Source organism: Amycolatopsis sp. NPDC059027 (assembly GCF_042739735.1).
Lineage (GTDB): Bacteria > Actinomycetota > Actinomycetes > Mycobacteriales > Pseudonocardiaceae > Amycolatopsis.
Genome location: NZ_JBHYIK010000021.1, coordinates 49,131 through 66,425, shown reverse-complemented (window position 1 = coordinate 66,425; position 17,295 = coordinate 49,131). Strand labels below are relative to the sequence as shown.

The 17,295-nt window shown below is 69.1% G+C and carries 17 protein-coding genes, 2 tRNA genes and 1 pseudogene; 11 read left to right on the top strand and 9 right to left on the bottom strand.

Annotation, left to right across the window (positions count from 1 at the left end; genetic code table 11):
- The first annotated feature begins 108 nt into the window (after positions 1-108).
- The 4 genes from ACFWY9_RS16770 to ACFWY9_RS16755 all read left to right on the top strand — a co-directional run bounded on the left by ACFWY9_RS16770 (position 109) and on the right by ACFWY9_RS16755 (position 2,743).
- Positions 109-612 (top strand): hydrogenase maturation protease, encoded by a 504-nt coding sequence (locus tag ACFWY9_RS16770; protein WP_378327435.1) that lies wholly within the window; start codon positions 109-111, stop codon positions 610-612.
- Positions 613-799: 187 nt separating this feature from the next.
- Complete coding sequence (locus ACFWY9_RS16765) at positions 800-1,177, top strand: hypothetical protein (protein WP_378339204.1); 378 nt, start codon at positions 800-802, stop codon at positions 1,175-1,177.
- Positions 1,178-1,188: 11 nt separating this feature from the next.
- A complete protein-coding gene (locus ACFWY9_RS16760) occupies positions 1,189-2,238 on the top strand; it encodes a hypothetical protein (protein WP_378339203.1) in 1,050 nt (349 codons plus the stop codon).
- Entirely contained in the window at positions 2,231-2,743 is a 513-nt protein-coding gene (locus tag ACFWY9_RS16755) for a YbaB/EbfC family nucleoid-associated protein (RefSeq protein WP_378327438.1), read from the top strand. The genes ACFWY9_RS16760 and ACFWY9_RS16755 overlap by 8 nt, the downstream gene beginning before the upstream one ends.
- Before the next feature lie 182 nt (positions 2,744-2,925).
- Here the strand turns inward: ACFWY9_RS16755 and ACFWY9_RS16750 are convergent.
- From ACFWY9_RS16750 to ACFWY9_RS16730, 5 genes and pseudogenes are all read right to left on the bottom strand, one after another.
- A tRNA-Arg gene (locus ACFWY9_RS16750) sits at positions 2,926-2,999 on the bottom strand.
- Between the two features lie 43 nt (positions 3,000-3,042).
- A tRNA-Ser gene (locus ACFWY9_RS16745) sits at positions 3,043-3,132 on the bottom strand.
- Positions 3,133-3,197: 65 nt separating this feature from the next.
- Positions 3,198-4,913, bottom strand: a complete 1,716-nt coding sequence (locus tag ACFWY9_RS16740) for a phosphatidylglycerol lysyltransferase domain-containing protein (RefSeq protein WP_378339202.1) — start codon at positions 4,911-4,913, stop codon at positions 3,198-3,200.
- Positions 4,914-4,956: 43 nt separating this feature from the next.
- Positions 4,957-6,985: pseudogene (locus ACFWY9_RS16735) on the bottom strand (acetoacetate--CoA ligase); the annotation flags it as partial.
- Positions 6,986-7,065: 80 nt separating this feature from the next.
- Positions 7,066-7,695, bottom strand: a complete 630-nt coding sequence (locus ACFWY9_RS16730; protein WP_378327441.1) for a dienelactone hydrolase family protein — start codon at positions 7,693-7,695, stop codon at positions 7,066-7,068.
- Between the two features lie 146 nt (positions 7,696-7,841).
- On the opposite strand from ACFWY9_RS16730, the gene hisC reads away from it, so the two are divergent.
- Positions 7,842-8,897 carry a histidinol-phosphate transaminase gene (gene hisC / locus ACFWY9_RS16725; protein WP_378327442.1) on the top strand — a complete coding sequence of 352 codons (1,056 nt, stop codon included), beginning with the start codon at positions 7,842-7,844 and terminating at the stop codon, positions 8,895-8,897.
- A 48-nt stretch (positions 8,898-8,945) separates the two neighbouring features.
- Here the strand turns inward: hisC and ACFWY9_RS16720 are convergent, their stop codons facing one another.
- Both ACFWY9_RS16720 and ACFWY9_RS16715 read right to left on the bottom strand, forming a co-directional pair.
- Entirely contained in the window at positions 8,946-9,707 is a 762-nt protein-coding gene (locus tag ACFWY9_RS16720; protein WP_378339201.1) for a sulfite exporter TauE/SafE family protein, read from the bottom strand.
- A 70-nt stretch (positions 9,708-9,777) separates the two neighbouring features.
- Positions 9,778-10,140 (bottom strand): VOC family protein, encoded by a 363-nt coding sequence (locus ACFWY9_RS16715; protein ID WP_378327444.1) that lies wholly within the window; start codon positions 10,138-10,140, stop codon positions 9,778-9,780.
- 123 nt (positions 10,141-10,263) lie between these two features.
- Here ACFWY9_RS16715 and ACFWY9_RS16710 point away from each other — a divergent pair, with 123 nt between their 5' ends.
- Complete coding sequence (locus ACFWY9_RS16710) at positions 10,264-11,040, top strand: FadR/GntR family transcriptional regulator (protein ID WP_378327445.1); 777 nt, start codon at positions 10,264-10,266, stop codon at positions 11,038-11,040.
- Here the strand turns inward: ACFWY9_RS16710 and ACFWY9_RS16705 are convergent.
- Complete coding sequence (locus ACFWY9_RS16705; RefSeq protein WP_378339200.1) at positions 11,037-11,798, bottom strand: SDR family NAD(P)-dependent oxidoreductase; 762 nt, start codon at positions 11,796-11,798, stop codon at positions 11,037-11,039. The two genes, ACFWY9_RS16710 and ACFWY9_RS16705, sit on opposite strands and share 4 nt — an antisense overlap.
- A 75-nt stretch (positions 11,799-11,873) precedes the next feature.
- Here ACFWY9_RS16705 and ACFWY9_RS16700 point away from each other — a divergent pair, with 75 nt between their 5' ends.
- The 3 genes from ACFWY9_RS16700 to ACFWY9_RS16690 all read left to right on the top strand — a co-directional run bounded on the left by ACFWY9_RS16700 (position 11,874) and on the right by ACFWY9_RS16690 (position 14,877).
- Entirely contained in the window at positions 11,874-12,422 is a 549-nt protein-coding gene (locus tag ACFWY9_RS16700) for a CGNR zinc finger domain-containing protein (protein WP_378339199.1), read from the top strand.
- Positions 12,423-12,453: 31 nt separating this feature from the next.
- The gene (locus ACFWY9_RS16695; RefSeq protein ID WP_378339198.1) at positions 12,454-13,266 is read left to right on the top strand and encodes a class I SAM-dependent methyltransferase; all 813 of its coding nucleotides are present in this window, start codon (positions 12,454-12,456) and stop codon (positions 13,264-13,266) included.
- 129 nt (positions 13,267-13,395) lie between these two features.
- The gene (locus tag ACFWY9_RS16690; protein WP_378327449.1) at positions 13,396-14,877 is read left to right on the top strand and encodes an adenylate/guanylate cyclase domain-containing protein; all 1,482 of its coding nucleotides are present in this window, start codon (positions 13,396-13,398) and stop codon (positions 14,875-14,877) included.
- Positions 14,878-14,944: 67 nt separating this feature from the next.
- On the opposite strand, the gene ACFWY9_RS16685 is transcribed toward ACFWY9_RS16690, so the two are convergent.
- Positions 14,945-15,961 carry a beta-ketoacyl-ACP synthase III gene (locus ACFWY9_RS16685; protein WP_378327450.1) on the bottom strand — a complete coding sequence of 339 codons (1,017 nt, stop codon included), beginning with the start codon at positions 15,959-15,961 and terminating at the stop codon, positions 14,945-14,947.
- A gap of 186 nt (positions 15,962-16,147) precedes the next feature.
- Between ACFWY9_RS16685 and ACFWY9_RS16680 the strand changes: the two genes are divergently transcribed.
- The gene (locus ACFWY9_RS16680; RefSeq protein ID WP_378327451.1) at positions 16,148-16,627 is read left to right on the top strand and encodes an Lrp/AsnC family transcriptional regulator; all 480 of its coding nucleotides are present in this window, start codon (positions 16,148-16,150) and stop codon (positions 16,625-16,627) included.
- A gap of 195 nt (positions 16,628-16,822) precedes the next feature.
- The gene (locus ACFWY9_RS16675) at positions 16,823-17,227 is read left to right on the top strand and encodes an SsgA family sporulation/cell division regulator (RefSeq protein ID WP_378327452.1); all 405 of its coding nucleotides are present in this window, start codon (positions 16,823-16,825) and stop codon (positions 17,225-17,227) included.
- Positions 17,228-17,295 lie beyond the last annotated feature (68 nt).

Genomic DNA, 17,295 nt, shown 5'->3' with positions numbered 1-17,295 from the left:
ACTGCCCCGGTAGGGCTATTGTGTGATGCAGCTCACAGATTTACCGTGTTGCTGGATCCCACCGGCACGACATCGGTTCACCGGACAGACCCACCGGGAGGCGATGGGATGAGGCCACGCGTATTGGTCGCGGCTATCGGCAACATGTTCCTCGGCGACGACGGCTTCGGCCTGGAAGTGCTCAGCGAACTGGCCAGAGCGGACCTGCCCAACTGGGTGCAGATCGCGGACTACGGGATCTGCGGCACGCACCTGGCCGACCTGCTCGGCGACTACGACACCACGATCCTGCTCGACGCCACCCCGCACGGGCGGCCACCCGGTTCCCTGTCCCTGATCGAGGCCGCCTCCGAGGACCTCCCCTCGTCCGCCGCCGTCGACGCACACGGGTTGCACCGCGACGCCGTGTTCCGGCTGCTGCGCCTGCTCGGTGGCGACGCCGGACGGGTGCTGATCATCGGCTGCGAACCGGCCCGCACGACCGGCGGCGTCGGCCTGAGCCCCGAGGTCGCCGCGGCGATACCCGCGGCGGTCGCCGCCGTCACCGAACTCGCCTGGGGCGACGCGTCCGATGGAGCGCAGGCACGTTTCGGAAAGCTGGCCCCCGCCTAGCGACGGCCGCTCGCCCCTGAGTTGTCCACTGTGGACAACTCAGGCGTACGACCCCAACACCGGCAACGAAGAACGCCGGTGATCTGACCCACAGCGGTCCCGTCGATGTCCCCGAACCGCCCCTCTCGCCCAGCGGCCGACGCTTACGATGCCCGGACGCAAAACCGGCTGAACGACGAGGTGGCCCATGATCGGATTCGAGACGGACCTGCAGGATCTCAGGGACGCGAGCAAGGACCTGGGAGCGGCCGCCGACGCCGCGGCCGCGGCGTCGGCGGGTGTGTCCGGCCTCGACGTCCCCACCTCGTCCGGCGCGAGCGGGATCTTCGACATCGCGGGCATGATGCCCACCTACAACGCCTTCGGCCGGACGCTGGGGATGCCGGCGGTGGCCAAGGCCTACAACGAACACCTGCACCTGATCGAGGACCTGATCAAGAGGCTCCACGAGACCACTCTGGACACCAGCCACGCCCTCATGACGGTCGCCGAGCTGTACGAAAAGGCCGACCAGGACGCGAAAACGCGGGTACAGCGGGCTGCCGCGCAGCTGGACGAGAACTGAGAGGGACGGACGTGGACGGCTACTTCGGCGCGCTCGACGCTGAGACGACGTCGGGTGAGGACGGCAACCGGGCAGCACTGCTCGAAGGCATCTCGGACGACTTGCTCGACGGTGCGAACGACGCGCTCGACGCCATCGAGTACCTGCGCTACTCGGACTTCATGGCGATGAAGATGTACGACTGGGACAAGATGCGGCAGGAGGTCGCAGGCGCCTATCGCGAGTTCTCCGACGCGGACATCGATCGAGAGTCGACCAAGGGCCTACAGGAGATGATCAACCAGTTCGACAAGATCTGGAAGACTCTCCAGGCGGACTCCAAGACGAAGCTGGATCAGGCCGAGAAGCGGATGGAGTACTGGCGAGGCGAAGCCGCCAACGCCGTCAAGTCCTACATCAACGACCTGTCCGAAACCTACGCGCGGGTGGAAACCAAGATCACCGTGCTGGAGAGCGACGTGGTCGCGGCCCGCGAAGCGATCGCGACCGCCCGGCAGGACCTGTCCAACCTCGGCTCCGCTTTCAAGGAAACGGCGAAGAAGTTCCAGAAGGACAAGGCGCAGCAGAGCGACGCCGCAGCGTCCAAGGTGCTGGCCGCAGCCTTCGCCGGCGCGGTCACCGGTCTGCTCGCCGTCGCCACCGGCGGCGCGGGCGCCGCAGCGGGCGGGGCCATCTTCACGGCGGCGAACGGCGCGATGGTCGCCGGGAACGTCGCCGGGGCAGCACTCAGCCAGGTCGTCGCCAACAGTGCCGAAGTCAGCGGCGACAACGTGCTCGACATCTACGCGAGCTTCATGGACAACGTCGACAAGATCCGCTCGGGGATGGGCGACACCGCCGACGACCTTGCCAAGCACATCGGAATCGAGTCGCGGGACCTGCCGCAGATCCCGCCGCCACCGGACGTCAGCCCCGGCGACCACTTCGACCCGGGGAACTTCGAAACCGGCCATACCTCACGGCAGACCGAGAAGCGGGTCCGGGACTCCGGCGTCGACATCGCGCCCGACGGAACGGTCAGCAACGGCGGCAACGGCACCGCGGGATCCGTGCGTGAGTGAGGCCGGCCGGGAGGCCGCTCGTCACCTGGAGGAGGCGCGCGAGGCCATGGTGACCGCGTTGAACACGTTGTCGGCGGACGTGACGTCCCCTGGCGGCGCGGTCTCCCTGTCGGTCAACACCGACGGGGTCATGACGCGGCTCCGGCTGTCGGACGCGGTCACCGGGATGTCGGAGGCCGAGATCGCCGACCTCGTGATGCGCACCTACGCCAAGGCGCAGCGGCAATCGGCCGAACGCAGTGCCGAGTTGCTGCGCCCCTTGGGCAACGCGGGTTACCTGACCGACCGGCTGCGCTGGCGGTTGCAGTTCGAGCCCACGATGCAGACGGACGAAGAACCTCCCCGCACCGATCGGCCGCAACGGGTCAAGCAGGAAAGCCGGTACGAGTACTTGAAGGACCGCTCGGACAGCGTGGGGCGCCCGGCCGCGGAGAAGGCGGAAGCCCGGCCGGCGAGCGATGACGAGTGGTACGACAAGGGCATGCGGTTCGACCCGGCCTGGTGACCGGAACGAACCCAGGGACGGCGAGTTCGCGACTTCACGGGCTCGCCGTCCGCTTCCCTGGCGAGGCGGTCTGTCCAAACGGGACCGGCTGTGGCGAGCACCACGACCTTCGCCAAGGGGGCAGAAATAGAGAAAACCGCCTGTTACCAGGCGGTTTTCCCGTTTACTGTCTCAACCAGACGTGCGCCCGAAGGGATTCGAACCCCTGACCTTCTGATCCGTAGTCAGATGCTCTATCCAGCTGAGCTACGGGCGCGTGTTCAGTTGTGCAACCTAGCATCCGGCGAACCAGATACCAGCGGAGGCTCCGGGATTTGAACCCGGGAGGGGGGGTTACCCCCAACCGCATTAGCAGTGCGGCGCCATAGACCAGACTAGGCGAAGCCTCCCAGGCCCGGTGACCACTGCTCAGATAGGTTACACACCCCTCCGAAGGCCTCCAACAGCACCCCCCTCACGCCCGGCGCAACAGCCTGAGCAGGCGCGGAGATCGCCCGCCGAGCCCCTCCGCCTCGAACGCGGCGATGCCGACCCTGGGCAGTTCCCGGACGGCGGGGTAGACGAGATACCGGGGCACCCAGCGAGGCTGGAACTTGGCGTTGAACCGGTAAAGGCTTTCGATCTGGATCCACCGCGAGAAGAAGTGGATGACCTTCGCGGACAGCCGGGCGACCGGACCGGCCCCGATGCGCTGCCCCTGCTCCATCAGCGCCCGGAACGCGGCGAAGTTCAGCGAGACGCTCCGGATACCGCTGCCGCGGACGGCGAGCAGCAGTTCGGAGATCATCAGCTCGTTGACGCCGTTGTCAGCGGTCCGATCGCGACGCATGACGTCCAGCGAAAGGCCGTGCTTGCCCCACGGGACGAACTGCAGCACGCCACGGACGCGACCGCCCTGTTCGGCTGTCACCAGCACCGAACCGCGGTCGCCCATTCGTCCCAGCGCCATCGAGAACCCGCGTTCAGTGTCCGTGCCCCGCCAGTTCGCGGCGAGCACCTCCAGTTCGGCCAGCTCGCCTTCACGCAGGTCCTCGGCGCGCCGGACCAGCACCTTGTACCCGGCCCGTTTGGTCCGCGACGCGGCTTGCCGCACGCCACGCATGATCCGGCCGTCGAGGGTGAAGGTCTCGACATCGACCACCGCCTCGTCGCCGATCTCCAGCACTTCGAGGCCGAATCGGGCCCACACGGTGGCTCCCAGCTCCGACGCGCCCATCGCGGCGGGCACCCAGGCATGCCTGCGGCACACCTCCAGGTACTCCTCGATCGCGCCCGGCCATGCCTCGTGGTCGCCCAGCGGGTCGGCCGAGCAGAGCGCGACCCCGGCGATCACGCGGTAGGTGACGGCCGCCTTGCCGGACTTCGAGAACACCACGAACTTGTCCCGCCGCAACGCGAAGTAGCCCAGCGAATCGCGCTCGCCGTGCGCCTTGAGCAGGTCGGCCAGGCGCCGCACCTCGTCATCGGTCAGCCGAGGGGCCGGTTCGGCGGAGCGCAGCAGGAAGTAGGCCGCGAGCAGGAGAGCGCCGATCCCGAAGAGCAGGCCGATGGCCGCGGACAGGTCCTCCAGCCACATCGCATGGAACACCGCCGACCCGCTCGCGCCGAACAGCGCCAGCAGCGACTGCTCGACCCGGTCACCGAAGGAGAGCGGCTCCAGCACGTTACGCGAGGCGACCGACAGCAGCACCAGGTTGATGACGAACCCGGCGATGTTCAGCTGCAGGAACACCCGCACGGCACGCCACCGGCCGACGACAGGGTCCGGCTTCGCGATGAAGTAGCGGCGGGTCGCCAGCAGCCCGGTGAGCAGGATCACCGACACGATCCCGGCACCGACGACGTGTTTGAGCCCCAGATGCGCCGCGGTGAGCAGCACCGAACCCGCGACCGCGAGCTGCCATGCGCGACGCTTCCGCCGTCGCAGCCCGGCTGCCAGCATCACCAGCAGCACCCCGGACACCAGCGCGACCGTGGCCGCGCCGACCGTCGCCTCCTGCGGCAGCTCCAGCCATTCGGCCAGGTGCCCGCGCAGGTTCCGCCGACCGGCCGGGATCACCACCGACACGATGGCCATCAGCCCGACGATGCGCGTCACCCACGTGATCACCGCGACCGACGTGGTCCCCGCCAGCTGCCAGGTGTTGTGTGCGCGAGTCCCCGTCACCACGCCTGCAACACCGCGCGCGCCGCCATACTTCCCCCATCTACCCCTTGGCCAGCTCCACGAACGGCGTCAATGCCGCCGGATTCGCCAGCGCGTCCTTGCTCACGGCCCGCTCCGGAGCCACGCCGGAGAGGATTCTCTTCACCGGCACCTCACACTTTTTACCGTTCAGTGTGCGAGGGACTTCAGCCACCACGACGAACCGATCGGGTACATGCCGCGGGGAGAGCGCACCGCGCAGCTCCTTCCGCAACGCCGGCTCGACGTCGGACAGCTCCGCGCCCGCGGCGAGCACGAGGAAGCAGAGCAGCTGCCCGTCGTCGCTCCCGGCGGCCGAAGTGTCGACGACCAGCGAATCGGCGACCTGGTCGAACCCCTCCACCACACGATAGAACTCCGCGGTGCCCATGCGGACCCCGCCGCGGTTGAGTGTCGAATCACTCCGGCCGTAGATCACCGCCGAACCGCGGCCGGTGATCCGGATCCAGTCGCCGTGCCGCCACAAGCCGGAGTACATGTCGAAGTACGCCTCGCGCAGCCGCGAGCCGTCGGGGTCGTTCCAGAAGAACACCGGCATCGACGGCATGGGGGGGGGGGGGGGGGGGGCCGCCCCCCCCCCCCCGCCGGGGGGGGGCGCGCCCCCCCCCCCCCCACCCCCCCCCCCCCCCCCCCCCCCCCCCGGGGGCCCCCCCCCCGCCCCACGCCGACACCGCGGCCCCGAGCGCGCGGCACGACAGCTCACCGAGCCAGACCGGGACGTCGGGAGCGCCGGCGACGAACGCCGCGCACAGGTCCGTACCACCGGACACCGAGCAGATCTGCACGCTCTTGCCGACCTCGTCGACGATCCAGCGGAACCCCTCGGTGCTCAGCGGGGCGCCCGTGGAGCCGAGCACGCGCAGCGCGGTCAGGTCGTACCGCCCGGCCGGGTGGATCCCGGCCTTGAGGCAACTCTGGATGAACGGCGCGGAGGTGCCGAAGTAGGTCACGCGATGCTGTTCGGCGAGGTGCCACAGCACGTTCAGGTCCGGGTGTCCGGGACTGCCGTCGAACAGCACGATGGTGGAACCCGCCAGCAGCCCGGAAACGAGGAAGTTCCACATCATCCAGCCGGTGGTGGTGAACCAGAAGAAGCGGTCGCCCGGTCCGAGGTCGCTCTGCAGTACGAGCGCCTTCAGATGCTCGACGATGATCCCGCCGTGGCCGTGCACGATGCCCTTGGGCAGGCCGGTCGTCCCGGAGGAGTAGAGCACCCACAGTGGATGCGCGAACTCGACCGGCTCGAACTCCAGCTCCGCACCGGCGTGTTCGGCGAGCAATGTGTCCCAGTCGAGCGCGCCGTCGAGCCTGCCTTCGCCGGCGTAGTCGACGAGCACGGTGGCGGCGAGCGTCGGAATCTGCTCGCGCAGCCGCGTCACGGTGGACCTGACGTCGAACGACCGTCCGTTGTAGACATAGCCGTTGACCGCGATCAGGACCTTCGGCTCGATCTGGGTGAACCGGTCCGCGATCGCGCGGACACCGAAGTCGGGGGAACAAGACGACCAGATCGCGCCCAGGCTCGCGGCGGCGAGGAACGCGATCAGCGTCTGCGGGCAGTTCGGCGCGAGCGCGACGACCCTGTCGCCCTTGCCGACCCCGAGTTCGCGCAGCGCCGCCCTGGCAGCGGCGACCTTCGCCCGCAGCGCGCCATAGGTCAGCTGCCCGCTGACACCGTCCTCGCGGTGGAAGATCACCGCGAGTTCGTCGTCGCCCTTCGCCGCGCCCGCGACGCCGGGGCTGAGCGCGTGCTCGGCGTAGTTGAGCGTGCCGCCGTCGAACCACTTCGCCGCCGGCATCGCCCCGGACAGGACCTCCCGGGGCTGTTCGTGCCAGCGCACGCCGAGGAACTCGGTGACAGCGGACCAGAACTCCGGTACCTGCCGGACCGAGAACTCCCACAGCGAGGCGTAGTCGTCCACCTCGACGCCCCGTTCGCGGCGCAGCCACTCGCGGAAGGCCTCGATCTTGGTGTCGGACACATGGCTCGGGTCGGGGCGCCAGAGCACTTCTGGGGCGTCTGCGGTGTGTGTCACCCCGCGATGTTAACTCTCGCTAACCGCCCCAACCAGGTCTTCGGCCACGACCCGAAACCGGGCACCGTGGCGCGTTTCGCTCAGCGCAAATGCGCGTCGAACCAATCGAGCGTGCGCTGCCAGGCTTCCGCGGCGGCGGACGGATCGGCGTCGAAGCGGTGGTTGGCGCCGGGGTAGTGCACGACGTTGGTGACGACACCGGCCGACGCGGCGGCCTCCCGCAGCTGTTCGACTTCGGCACCACCCGCCTCGTCGCCGGCGTCGCCGTACATGCCGAGCCACGGGCTGGTGAGCCGTCCGGCGATTTCCATCAACGTGGGCAGTTCCGCGACGCCCTGGCCACCGACGCTCACCGCCGCCCCCAGTCTGCGATGGGACGCGACGACGAGTGCCGCGGTCCCGCCGAGGTCGAAGCCGACGACACCGATGAGATCCGCCTGCACCCCGCGATCGCTGAGCCAGGCGAGCGTGGAGTCGGTGGCATCGAGCAGGTCCTGCTGCGTGAGGTTGTCGCCGTCGAGATGCGGGGTGACGGTGAGCCAGCCTTCGCCGGCGAGGCTCATCACCAGGAGCCGGACACCGTCGGTGACGCCGTCCGCCTCGTGCAGCACCACCAAGCCACCGCGTACCGCGCCGACGGGCTGGGCGAAGGTCAGGCGCAGGGTGCTTCCGTCCGAGCGCGGGTGTTCCACCGTGCTGATCGAGGTCATGTCGCCACTCAAGCACCTCCGGGTGAACAGGGAAACACACTGTGGCAGGCCACCCATGACCAAACCGGCGATAAGACTCTCGCGGGATCGGCGGCCGGAAAGATACGGTGGCGGTGCTGTCCCGCCCGACCCGAGGAGCGCCGAAGATGTCGACCGTCTCACCGCGAGCCGATCTCGAATCGTTGCCGAAGTACGTCCCCGGCCGGACGATCCAAGGCGCGATCAAGCTGGCGAGCAACGAGGTGCCCGGTGGTGCGCTGCCCAGCGTGGCCAAGGCGCTCGCCGAAGCGGCGACGGGCATCAACCGATACCCGGACACCGGCTCGCAGGCGCTGCGTGACCGGCTGGCCAGGGAGCTGGCCGTGCCGGTCGAGCGGATCGCGGTCGGCTGCGGCTCGGTTTCGCTGTGCCAGCAACTGGTCCAGGCGGTGTGCGAGCCCGGCGACGAGGTCATTTTCGGGTGGCGTTCGTTCGAGGCGTACCCGATCGTCACCCAGGTCGCGAACGCGGTCGGCGTGCGGGTGCCGGTGACGTCCGGGCACGCGCTGGACCTGGACGCGATGCTCGCCGCCATCACGCCCAAGACGCGGCTGGTCTTCGTCTGCAACCCGAACAACCCGACCGGGACGGCGTTGCGGCGGGCAGAGCTGGAGCGGTTCATCGACGCGGTTCCCGAGCGCGTCCTCGTGGTACTCGACGAGGCGTACCGCGAATTCGTCACCGACACCGACGTGCCGGACGGGATCGAGTACACCCGGACCCGCGACAACGTCACGGTGCTTCGTACCTTCTCCAAGGCGTATGGCCTGGCAGGTCTGCGCGTCGGCTACGCGGTGGCGCCGGAGCCGATCGCGGACGCACTGCGGCAGGTGTACGTGGCCTTCTCGGTCAACATGCTCGCTCAAGTCGCCGCGCTCGCGTCGCTGGACGCTGCCGACGAACTGATGGCGCGCTGCCGCGAGATCATCGGCGAACGGGACCGGGTCCGCGCGGCGCTGCTCGAAGCGGGCTACGAGGTGCCGGAAACGCAGGCGAACTTCGTCTGGCTGCCGCTCGGCGAGCGTGCGACGGCGTTCGCCGAGCACCTGCTGGACCGGAAGCTGGTCGTGCGTCCCTTCGCGGGCGACGGTGTCCGGGTCACCATCGGAACGCCCGAAGAGAACGCCCTCTTCCTCGACGCCGCCCGGGAATTCGCCCAGTAGCGCAAGGCCTTGTCCCGGCGGCGCCCAAGCCGCCGGGCGGCTTTCGCGCTACTTGACCAGGAGCTGGACCACCGCCGCGATCCCGACGACGACGATCACCCCGCGCAGGACCGTCGGCGACAGCTTGCGGCCGATCTTCGCGCCCAGCTGGCCGCCGATGGTCGACCCGACGGCCAGCAGCCCGACCACCGGCCAGCTGATCGGCGCGGTGAAGGCGTAGATCAGGCCGGCGACGATGTTCACGACGGCGGCGAGCGCGTTCTTGGTGCCGTTGAGCCGCTGCAACGGCTCGGACAGCAGCATGCCCATGACCGCCATCATCATCACGCCCTGCGCGGCGGTGAAGTAGCCGCCGTAGATGCCGATGAGGAACAGCAGGAACATCAGCAGCGGCCCCGGTTTGTGTTCGGTGCCGTTGGCCTCGCGCCGTTTGGCGACCCACTTCGACACCCGCGGCTGGATGATCACCAGCACGACGGCGAGGCCGACCAGGATGGGCACAACGGTCTCGAACGCGTCCTTGGGCAGCGACAGCAACAGGATCGTCCCGCCAATCGCGCCCAGGAATGACGCGACACCGAAGCGGGCAACCTGCGGCCAGTACCCGACGAGTTCGTGCCGATAGCCGATCGCCCCGCTGACCGTGCCCGGTGCGAGGCCGATCGCGTTCGACGTCGTGGCCGTCACCGGCGGGTACCCCAGCGCGACCAGGACGGGGAAGGTCACGAGCGTCCCGGACCCGACGACCGTGTTGATGGTGCCCGCCCAGACGCCCGCGACCAAGATGATCACCGCGTGCCACCACGTCATGAAACGCTCACGTCCGGCACCCTAAGCACGGTGATCGGCTGACGCGATGGAGATGTGTCTGGTCAGACACTCATGGGCGGCGCGTCCGCTCGAACACGCAGAACTCGTTGCCTTCCGGATCGGCGACCACATCCCACGCGATTTCGCCGTCCCGCGCCCTGATCAGCGTCGCACCGACGGCGACCAGCTCCGCTGTGTCGCCGAAGACGTCCAGGTGCATGCGGTTCTTCACGGTCTTGCGTTCGGGCACCGGGTTGAGCCAGATGAGCGGGCCTTTGCCAGCCGGGTCGACGATCGGCACGGGCCAGTCCTGCGGGCGCGTGTCACCGGTGAGCGAGTCCCGCCGGACATAGCCCAGGGCCGCACACCACCAGTCCGCGAGCCGCTGGTGGTCGTTGGCGTCGAGCGCGAGGTCCTTGAAGGTCGCGGGCATGTCCGGATTCAACCAGCACCCTCACGGCAGAGAGAGTGATTTCGGTGCAGGCCTCGGGCGGACCGGTCCATGGGCGGGACCGGTCCGATCCCGTGAGCGTCCGCGACCTGACAGGATGGTGCGGTGGTCGATCCCGGTGAGCCCGGCGTGCACGAGGCACGCTCGGAACAGGTCTGGAGCGCGACCGTCGACCATCTGCGCACCATGATCGACTCCGGGCAGCTCGCTCCCGGCTCCCGGCTGCCCGCCGAGCGCGCGCTGTGCGAGCAGCTCGGAATCAGCCGCGGCTCGCTCCGACAGGCGCTACGCGTCCTCGACTCCATCGGGTACGTCCAGATCCGTGCCGGATCGGGCACCTACGTCCGGGAAGAGGACGGCTCGGGCGACCGGCCGCTGCGCGGCTGGTTTTCCGAGCACGAGCAGCTCGTCGAGAAGCTGTTCGACCTGCGCGCCACGGTCGAACCGACCCTCGCAGAGCGGCTCGCCCACCAGCACACCCCGCGCGTCGTGAGCAAGCTGGAGCACAACGTCGCCGAGATGGAACAGGCCGCCGCCGACGGTGACATGCTCCGTGTGATCGCCACCGACGCCGAGTTCCACCGCGTCATCGCCGGGAACGCGGGCAACGACGACGTCGCCGACCTGCTGCGGTCCGTCCTCTCTCTGGTCGGCGAGGAACGCCGCGCGGCCCTCCGGCTGCCCGGGCAGATCCGCAAGGCCGTCGAGGAGCACCGCGCGATCCTCGACGCCATCCGCCGTTCCGACCCCGCGGCAGCGCGCGCACTCACCCTGAAGCACCTGCTGGACGCCAAGACCTACGCCCATGACTACGCGTCCACGACTTCCCCCTCTCGCTCGAGCTCACCATCGGCCACGGATTCGTCCACAAAGGATTCCTAGACCGTTTTCACCATCCCTCCGTCGATCACGAGATCGGAACCGCTGATGTTCGGCGCCTTCCCGGAGGCGAGGAACACCACCAATGCGCCGATCTCCTCGGGCTCGGTGAACCTGCCGGTCGACGAGCCCATCAGCTCGGGCATCCGTTCGACGAGCTCGCCGATCGGCACCCCGGCCTGGACCGCGAGGTGCCCCCCGACCGAGCCCGGTGCAGTCCAGACCTCGGTGCGGACCGGCCCCGGCGAGATCGTGTTGATCCGGACCCCGCTCGGACCGAACTCCTCGGCCAATGACTTGCCGAGATTGACCAGCGCGGCCTTCGCCGCCGAGTAGTCGAGCACCGCGACACCGGGCAGGCGCGCGTTCACCGAGCCGATGTTCACGACCTGCCCGCGCCGCTCGAGCATGCCCGGCAGGGCGGCCCTGGTGGCCCGGATGGTGCTGAACAGCGTCAGATCCAGCGTTCGCTGCCACTCGTCGTCACTGACACTGAGGAACCCGCCCGGCCGGGTGCCTCCGCCACCGACGTTGTTGACCAGCAGGTCGATCCCGCCCAGCTCGGCCAGCGCGTGCCGGATGAGCCGATCGGGCCCATCCGGGGACGCGAGGTCGACGGAGAGCGCCAGCGGGGTCGCCGCCTTCAGCTCCTCGCTCACCGTGCGGGCACCCGCGACGACGCGGTACCCCGCCGCCACCAGCTCCCGCACCACCGCGAGCCCGATCCCCCTGCTCGCTCCGGTCACCACCGCGTTCTTCATCATTCTCCCTGGTCGACACCATCAAAGCCGTTTGCCGGTGTCCATGCTACAGTAAAACGGTTAGGTGGTGTTGCGATGGCATGGGACTGGCAGATCGAGGCCACCGAGTTCCACCGCGTCCCGGAGCGGTTGGTGCCGGTGTACGACTTCATGAACACGGTCGACGAGCGGACGTTCGGCGGGCGCACGCCGGACGATCGACTGCCGGACTGGCTCCGCGAGCGGGGTGAGTTCTCGGCGGCCGAGCTGCAGTTGGCCGAGCTACTGAGAAAGGCGCTGCGCGGGATGGCGACGGTCAACCGCACCGGCGAACCGAGTGAAGAGACCGCGCACGACCTCGCACGCGCGAGCAGAGACCTGCCCCTGCACGCCGACAGCCGCTTGATGTTGAGCCCCTACCAGGAAGGAGTCACCGGCAACCTCGCCGAGTTGCTCGCCACCGTGGTCCTGACCTCGGCCGACGGCAGCTGGAGCCGGATGAAGACCTGCGCCGCCCCGGACTGCGGCTGGGTGTTCTACGACAAGAGCAAGCCACGCAACGGCCGCTGGTGCTCGACGGCCGGATGTGGGAATCGCGTCAAAACGCGCTCGTACCGCGAGCGGAAGGGAGTACATTCTTCATGAAGTTCTAAAACTTATAACGGGGGTGACCACGATGGAGAAGGTGCACTTCACCGAGGAGAAGGCGACCATGCTCGCCACGCTGTACGGCCGGGCGCTGGACAGCCGGCTCGACAACCCGATTCTGGGCGATCGAGCGGCCGACGAGGCGGTGCGGCAGATCGACTACGACTTCCCGAAGCTGGGTCTCACCGGAGAGCGAGCGGCGTCCGTGGTGTTGCGGGCGAAGCCGATCGACGACTGGTCCGCCGAGTACCTGCGCGAGCATCCGGACGCGGTCGTGGTGCACCTGGGCTGTGGGATGGACACGCGGGTCTACCGGCTCGACCCGCCGCCGACCGTGCAGTGGTTCGACGTCGACTACCCGGAGGTCGTCGAGCTGCGGCGGAAGATCTTCCCCGAGCGGGCGAACTACCGCACCATCGGTTCCTCGGTCACCGACTTCGGCTGGCTCGACCAGGTCCCGTCGGACCGTCCGGCGCTGATCGTCGCCGAAGGGCTGACCATGTACCTGACCCCCGAGGGCGGCGAGGAGCTGCTGCGGCGCCTGGTCGCGAAGTTCCCGTCCGGCGAGCTGATCTGCGACGTCTTCAGCAGGCTGGGAATCAAGCTGCAGAAGATCAACCCGGTGGTCCGCAAGGCGGGGGCGACCCTGTACTGGGGCATCGACGACCCGCGGGAGTTCGAGCGGTTCGGCCTGGATCCGGTGTCCGCACTGGACGCTTCGGAGTGGGCGACACCGGAGGTGATGGCGAAGGTGTCACCGGTCACGAGGATGCAGCTACGGGCGACCAAGTACTTCCCGCTGGTCCGCAAGATGGCCCGGATCGGCCGCTGGCGGTTCTGAACGGATCGCACCGGCACGGTCGCGGCAGGTGACCGGTGAAACGCGCCGGAACGGCGAACCTATCGGCAACGGTGTCGGTGGCTGCGCCTGTCCTCGCCGCGGCGAGGCCGACACCATACGATCAAGCTCGTGCGCAGGAACGCCGAGCTGGGGAGGTTCCGGGTGGTGCTGCGCACCAGCCTGGGTTTCGCGGCGTTGGGCGTCGGTTCGAGCGTCTGCGGGTCGGGCGTGGTGGCGCTGTTGCTGCTCCTGCAGGGGCTGCCGAATGACGTCGGCGACCACGGCTGGGTGCTGGGGCTGACGGCGGCCGGGATCGTGACGCTGTTCCTGCTGGTCGGCACCTTGTGGACCGCGTGGCTCCAGCGGCGCACGGCGGTGTGGTTCGTGCTGGGGCGGCCGCCGACGAAAGCCGAGGCACGGCGCGCGTTGCGGTTGCCGGTCGACATGGCCGTGGTCAGCGGCACCCTGTGGCTGATCGGCACGGTGGTGCTCAGCGTGCTCGCGGGTGTGCTCGGTTCGCTGGCGGACGTCGCCGGGATGGCGCTGACGATCGGGCTCGGCGGGCTGACGACGGTCGGGCTCACCTACCTCGCGGCCGAGTGGGTCGCGCGGCCGGTGATGACCATCGCGCTGGAGGTGACCCCACCGCAGGGGTCGCTGCCGGTCACCGTGCTGACCAGGCTGGTCGTGACCTGGGCACTGGCCAGCGGCGTGCCGTTCGTCGGCGTGCTGGTCGTGGCCACGCCGCCGGACCTCGGCAGCGGTGACCACACCGCGAGCCTGGTGATGCTGTCGGTGATCGGCCTGGTGGTCGGCGCGCTCGGCACCGCGCTGCTGGCGCGGGCGGTCGCGGCGCCGCTGCACCGGCTGCGGATCGCGCTCGACCGGATCGCCAAGGGCAGCACGGACGTCGCGGTCGACGTGGACGATTCGAGCGAGATCGGCATGCTCCAGACGTCGGTCAACGAGCTCGCCGCCGGCCTGCGTGAGCAGGACCGGATGCGAGACCTGTTCGGCAGGCACGTCGGGACGGAGGTCGCCCGGCACGCGCTCGAATACGGCGCTTCGCTGTCCGGTGACGTACGCGAGGTGACGGCACTGTTCGTCGACGTCGTCGATTCGACCTCGCTGGCCTATCACACGCCACCGGAGGAACTGGTCGGCAAGCTGAACCGGCTCTTCGCCAGCGTCGTCGACGCGGTGAACGCACGTGGTGGGCTGGTGAACAAGTTCCAGGGCGACGCGGCGCTGTGTATCTTCGGCGCGCCCACGCGACATGCGGACGCGCCGACGGCGGCGCTGGCGGCGGCGCGCGCCATCCGCGACGCGGTCCGGGACGCCGGGGAACTCGACCTCGGGATCGGGGTGGCGAGCGGGCAGGTGTTCGCGGGGCAGCTCGGCACGAGCAGCCGGCTCGAGTACACGGTCATCGGCGACGCGGTGAACGAGGCCGCGCGGCTGACCGAGCACGCGAAGTCGGTGCCGTCGCGCATCCTGGCGAGCGACGCGGTGATCGGCGCGGCGCTGAACAGCGAGCGGGAGCGTTGGTCGAAGCATGGGGAGACCGTGCTCCGCGGACGTCAGGAGCCCACCGTCACCTGGACCTGCTGACCGCCCCAAGCGGCCGGGACGTACTGCCCCAGTTTTCGGGACAGCCGACCTGATCCGCCGGAGTGCGTCAGCCGGGGACGACCTCCGGCCAGCGCAACAGCGTCGAGCCCCAGGTCAGCCCCGCCCCGAACGCGCTGAGCAACACGCGGTGCCCGGACTCGAGGGTGCCGTCCGCGCAGGCGTCGGCCAGCGCGAGCGGGATCGAGGCCGCGCTGGTGTTCCCGACGCGCTGGATGTTGGCCACCACGGCGTCGACGGGCAGGCCGAGCTGCTTCGCCGTCGACTGCAGGATCCGGATGTTCGCCTGGTGCCCGACGAACCGGTCGACGTCCCCGACCATCCAGCCTGCCCGTTCCAGCACGGCGCGGGAGGACTCCGCCATCCGCGCGCACGCGTGCCGGAACACCGCGGTGCCCTGCATGACGAGGTAGTGGTCCCGCGGGTCGGCCGAGTTCCGGTTCTTCGAACCGCCCGCCTCGACCCACAGCAGCTCAGCAAGCTCGCCCTCGCTGTGCAGGTCGAACGGTCCGAACGCGCCGGGCTCGTCCGGCAGGCCGGCACGCAGCACCACGGCGCCGGCACCGTCGCCGAAGATCGGCACGGTCGTCCGGTCCTCCGGATCCACCAGGGAAGTGAAGGTGTCCGCGCCGATCACGAGCACGCGCCCCGCGATGCCGCCCGCGATCAGTCCGCCACCGGTGGCCAGCGCGTAGACGAAGCCGCTGCAGACAGCGTTGAGGTCGAAGGCCGCGACACCGTCGAGGCCGAGCCGGCTCGCGACCTGGGGCGCGCTGGCCGGGCACAGCTGGTCGGCCGTGGACGTCGCGAGTACGACAGCGTCGACGGCGTCCGAGCCGGCGAGGGCGGCCGAAGCCAGCGCCCGGCGACCCGCGGCGACCGCGAGGTCCACAGTGGACTCACCGGGACCCGCGACCCGTCGCTCGACGATTCCGGTGCGGGTGCGAATCCATTCGTCGGAGGTATCCAGCCGACTGGTGATTTCGTGGTTGTCGAGAACCTTGACGGGCAGCGAGGCGCCGAGCCCGGCCAGTACGGCGGCCCGGCCAGGGGCTTGCGTCGACACTGGGAATCCTCCCGGACGGTGGACAACACGGCAGGCCACTTGTATGTCCTACCCCTCGGTAGACCGGTCAGTTGTGTTCCATGTCACCGGAAATGCCCTGAACGGGTGCATACGGGGCGGCTCACCCACCGGGTGAGCGGCACTAAACACGAGGCGCTTTCGCGGCCTGCCCGGTTAGCCTGAAGCGTGCACTCTCCTGACCTCGACCACCTCGATCTGGCCATCCTCGCCTGCCTTCAAGAAGACTCCCGGACCATCGCCGAAACGATCGGCGCCAAGGTCGGCCTGTCCGCCGCCGCGGTGCAGCGGCGGATCAAGCGGCTACGGGAGTCCGGGGTCATCGAACGCGAAGTGGCAGTGCTGTCGCCGCAGGCGCTCGGGCTGTCGATGACGTTCGTGGTGCTGGTCGAGATGGAGCGGGAGAACCTGGCGGTACTCGACGCGTTCCGCCGGCAGGTGCTCGCCGAGGACCACGTGCAGCAGTGCTACTACGTCACCGGCACGGCCGACTTCGTCCTGGTGGTGACAGCCGAGGACATGGCGGGGTTCGAGACCTTCACCCGCCGGATGTTCTTCGAGAACCCCAACGTGCGGCACTTCACCACCAGCGTCGCGATGGACAGGGTGAAGGTCGGCCTCACCCTGCCGCTGACCGGCGGCACCTGATCGAGCGGGTGTCCACTGTGGTCACCACGGGTATCCGCACGGACGCAAGGGGTATGTGGCCGGTGTTACACCACTGTGGACGGATGCAACCGATCGCGTGAACGTGGCGGTTTCGCCGTCACGAGCGCCGGGCTCGTACATCTCCTTGCCGACAAGTTCGCGCCGCGCGAACCACGAGGAACACCAGGAGTGGCCGTGCACACCGATGCCGTACACCAGAGCCAGTTCGTGTTGCTGAACGAGAGCACCACGCCCGTGTTGTCCCGCCTGTCCTACCGCGCCGACGAGCCGTTCGCGGTAACCGTCTCGTTCCGGACCGAGCGTGGCCGGTGGATCGAGTGGACGTTCGCGCGTGACCTTCTCGTGACCGGGCTGGTCAAGCCGGCGGGTATCGGCGACGTCCGGATCCGCCCTGACCTGTCCGAGGATGACGCGCTGCTGACGCTGGAAATCGAGTCACCGGACGGCTACGCGTCGTTCGAGCTGGAGCGCGAAGACGTCCAGACGTTCCTCGACTCGTCCTACGAACTCGTGCCGCTCGGAATGGAGAGCGAGCACTTCGACGTCGACGGGCTGATCGAGGAGATCAGCAACGTCTGACCCGACCTCCCATTCCCGCGGCGAGGAAAGCGAAGGGCGGGTTTGAGTGCGCTGGAGGCACTCAAACC

Excerpts from the sequence above, each read along its gene's own strand:
- ACFWY9_RS16770 (WP_378327435.1), top strand. The coding sequence starts at position 109 with ATGAGGCCACGCGTATTGGTCGCGGCTATCGGCAACATGTTCCTCGGC.
- ACFWY9_RS16765 (WP_378339204.1), top strand. The coding sequence starts at position 800 with ATGATCGGATTCGAGACGGACCTGCAGGATCTCAGGGACGCGAGCAAG.
- ACFWY9_RS16730 (WP_378327441.1), bottom strand. The coding sequence starts at position 7,695 with ATGACCTCGATCAGCACGGTGGAACACCCGCGCTCGGACGGAAGCACC.
- hisC (WP_378327442.1), top strand. The coding sequence starts at position 7,842 with ATGTCGACCGTCTCACCGCGAGCCGATCTCGAATCGTTGCCGAAGTAC.
- ACFWY9_RS16720 (WP_378339201.1), bottom strand. The coding sequence starts at position 9,707 with ATGACGTGGTGGCACGCGGTGATCATCTTGGTCGCGGGCGTCTGGGCG.
- ACFWY9_RS16715 (WP_378327444.1), bottom strand. The coding sequence starts at position 10,140 with ATGCCCGCGACCTTCAAGGACCTCGCGCTCGACGCCAACGACCACCAG.
- ACFWY9_RS16705 (WP_378339200.1), bottom strand. The coding sequence starts at position 11,798 with ATGAAGAACGCGGTGGTGACCGGAGCGAGCAGGGGGATCGGGCTCGCG.
- ACFWY9_RS16700 (WP_378339199.1), top strand. The coding sequence starts at position 11,874 with ATGGCATGGGACTGGCAGATCGAGGCCACCGAGTTCCACCGCGTCCCG.
- ACFWY9_RS16695 (WP_378339198.1), top strand. The coding sequence starts at position 12,454 with ATGGAGAAGGTGCACTTCACCGAGGAGAAGGCGACCATGCTCGCCACG.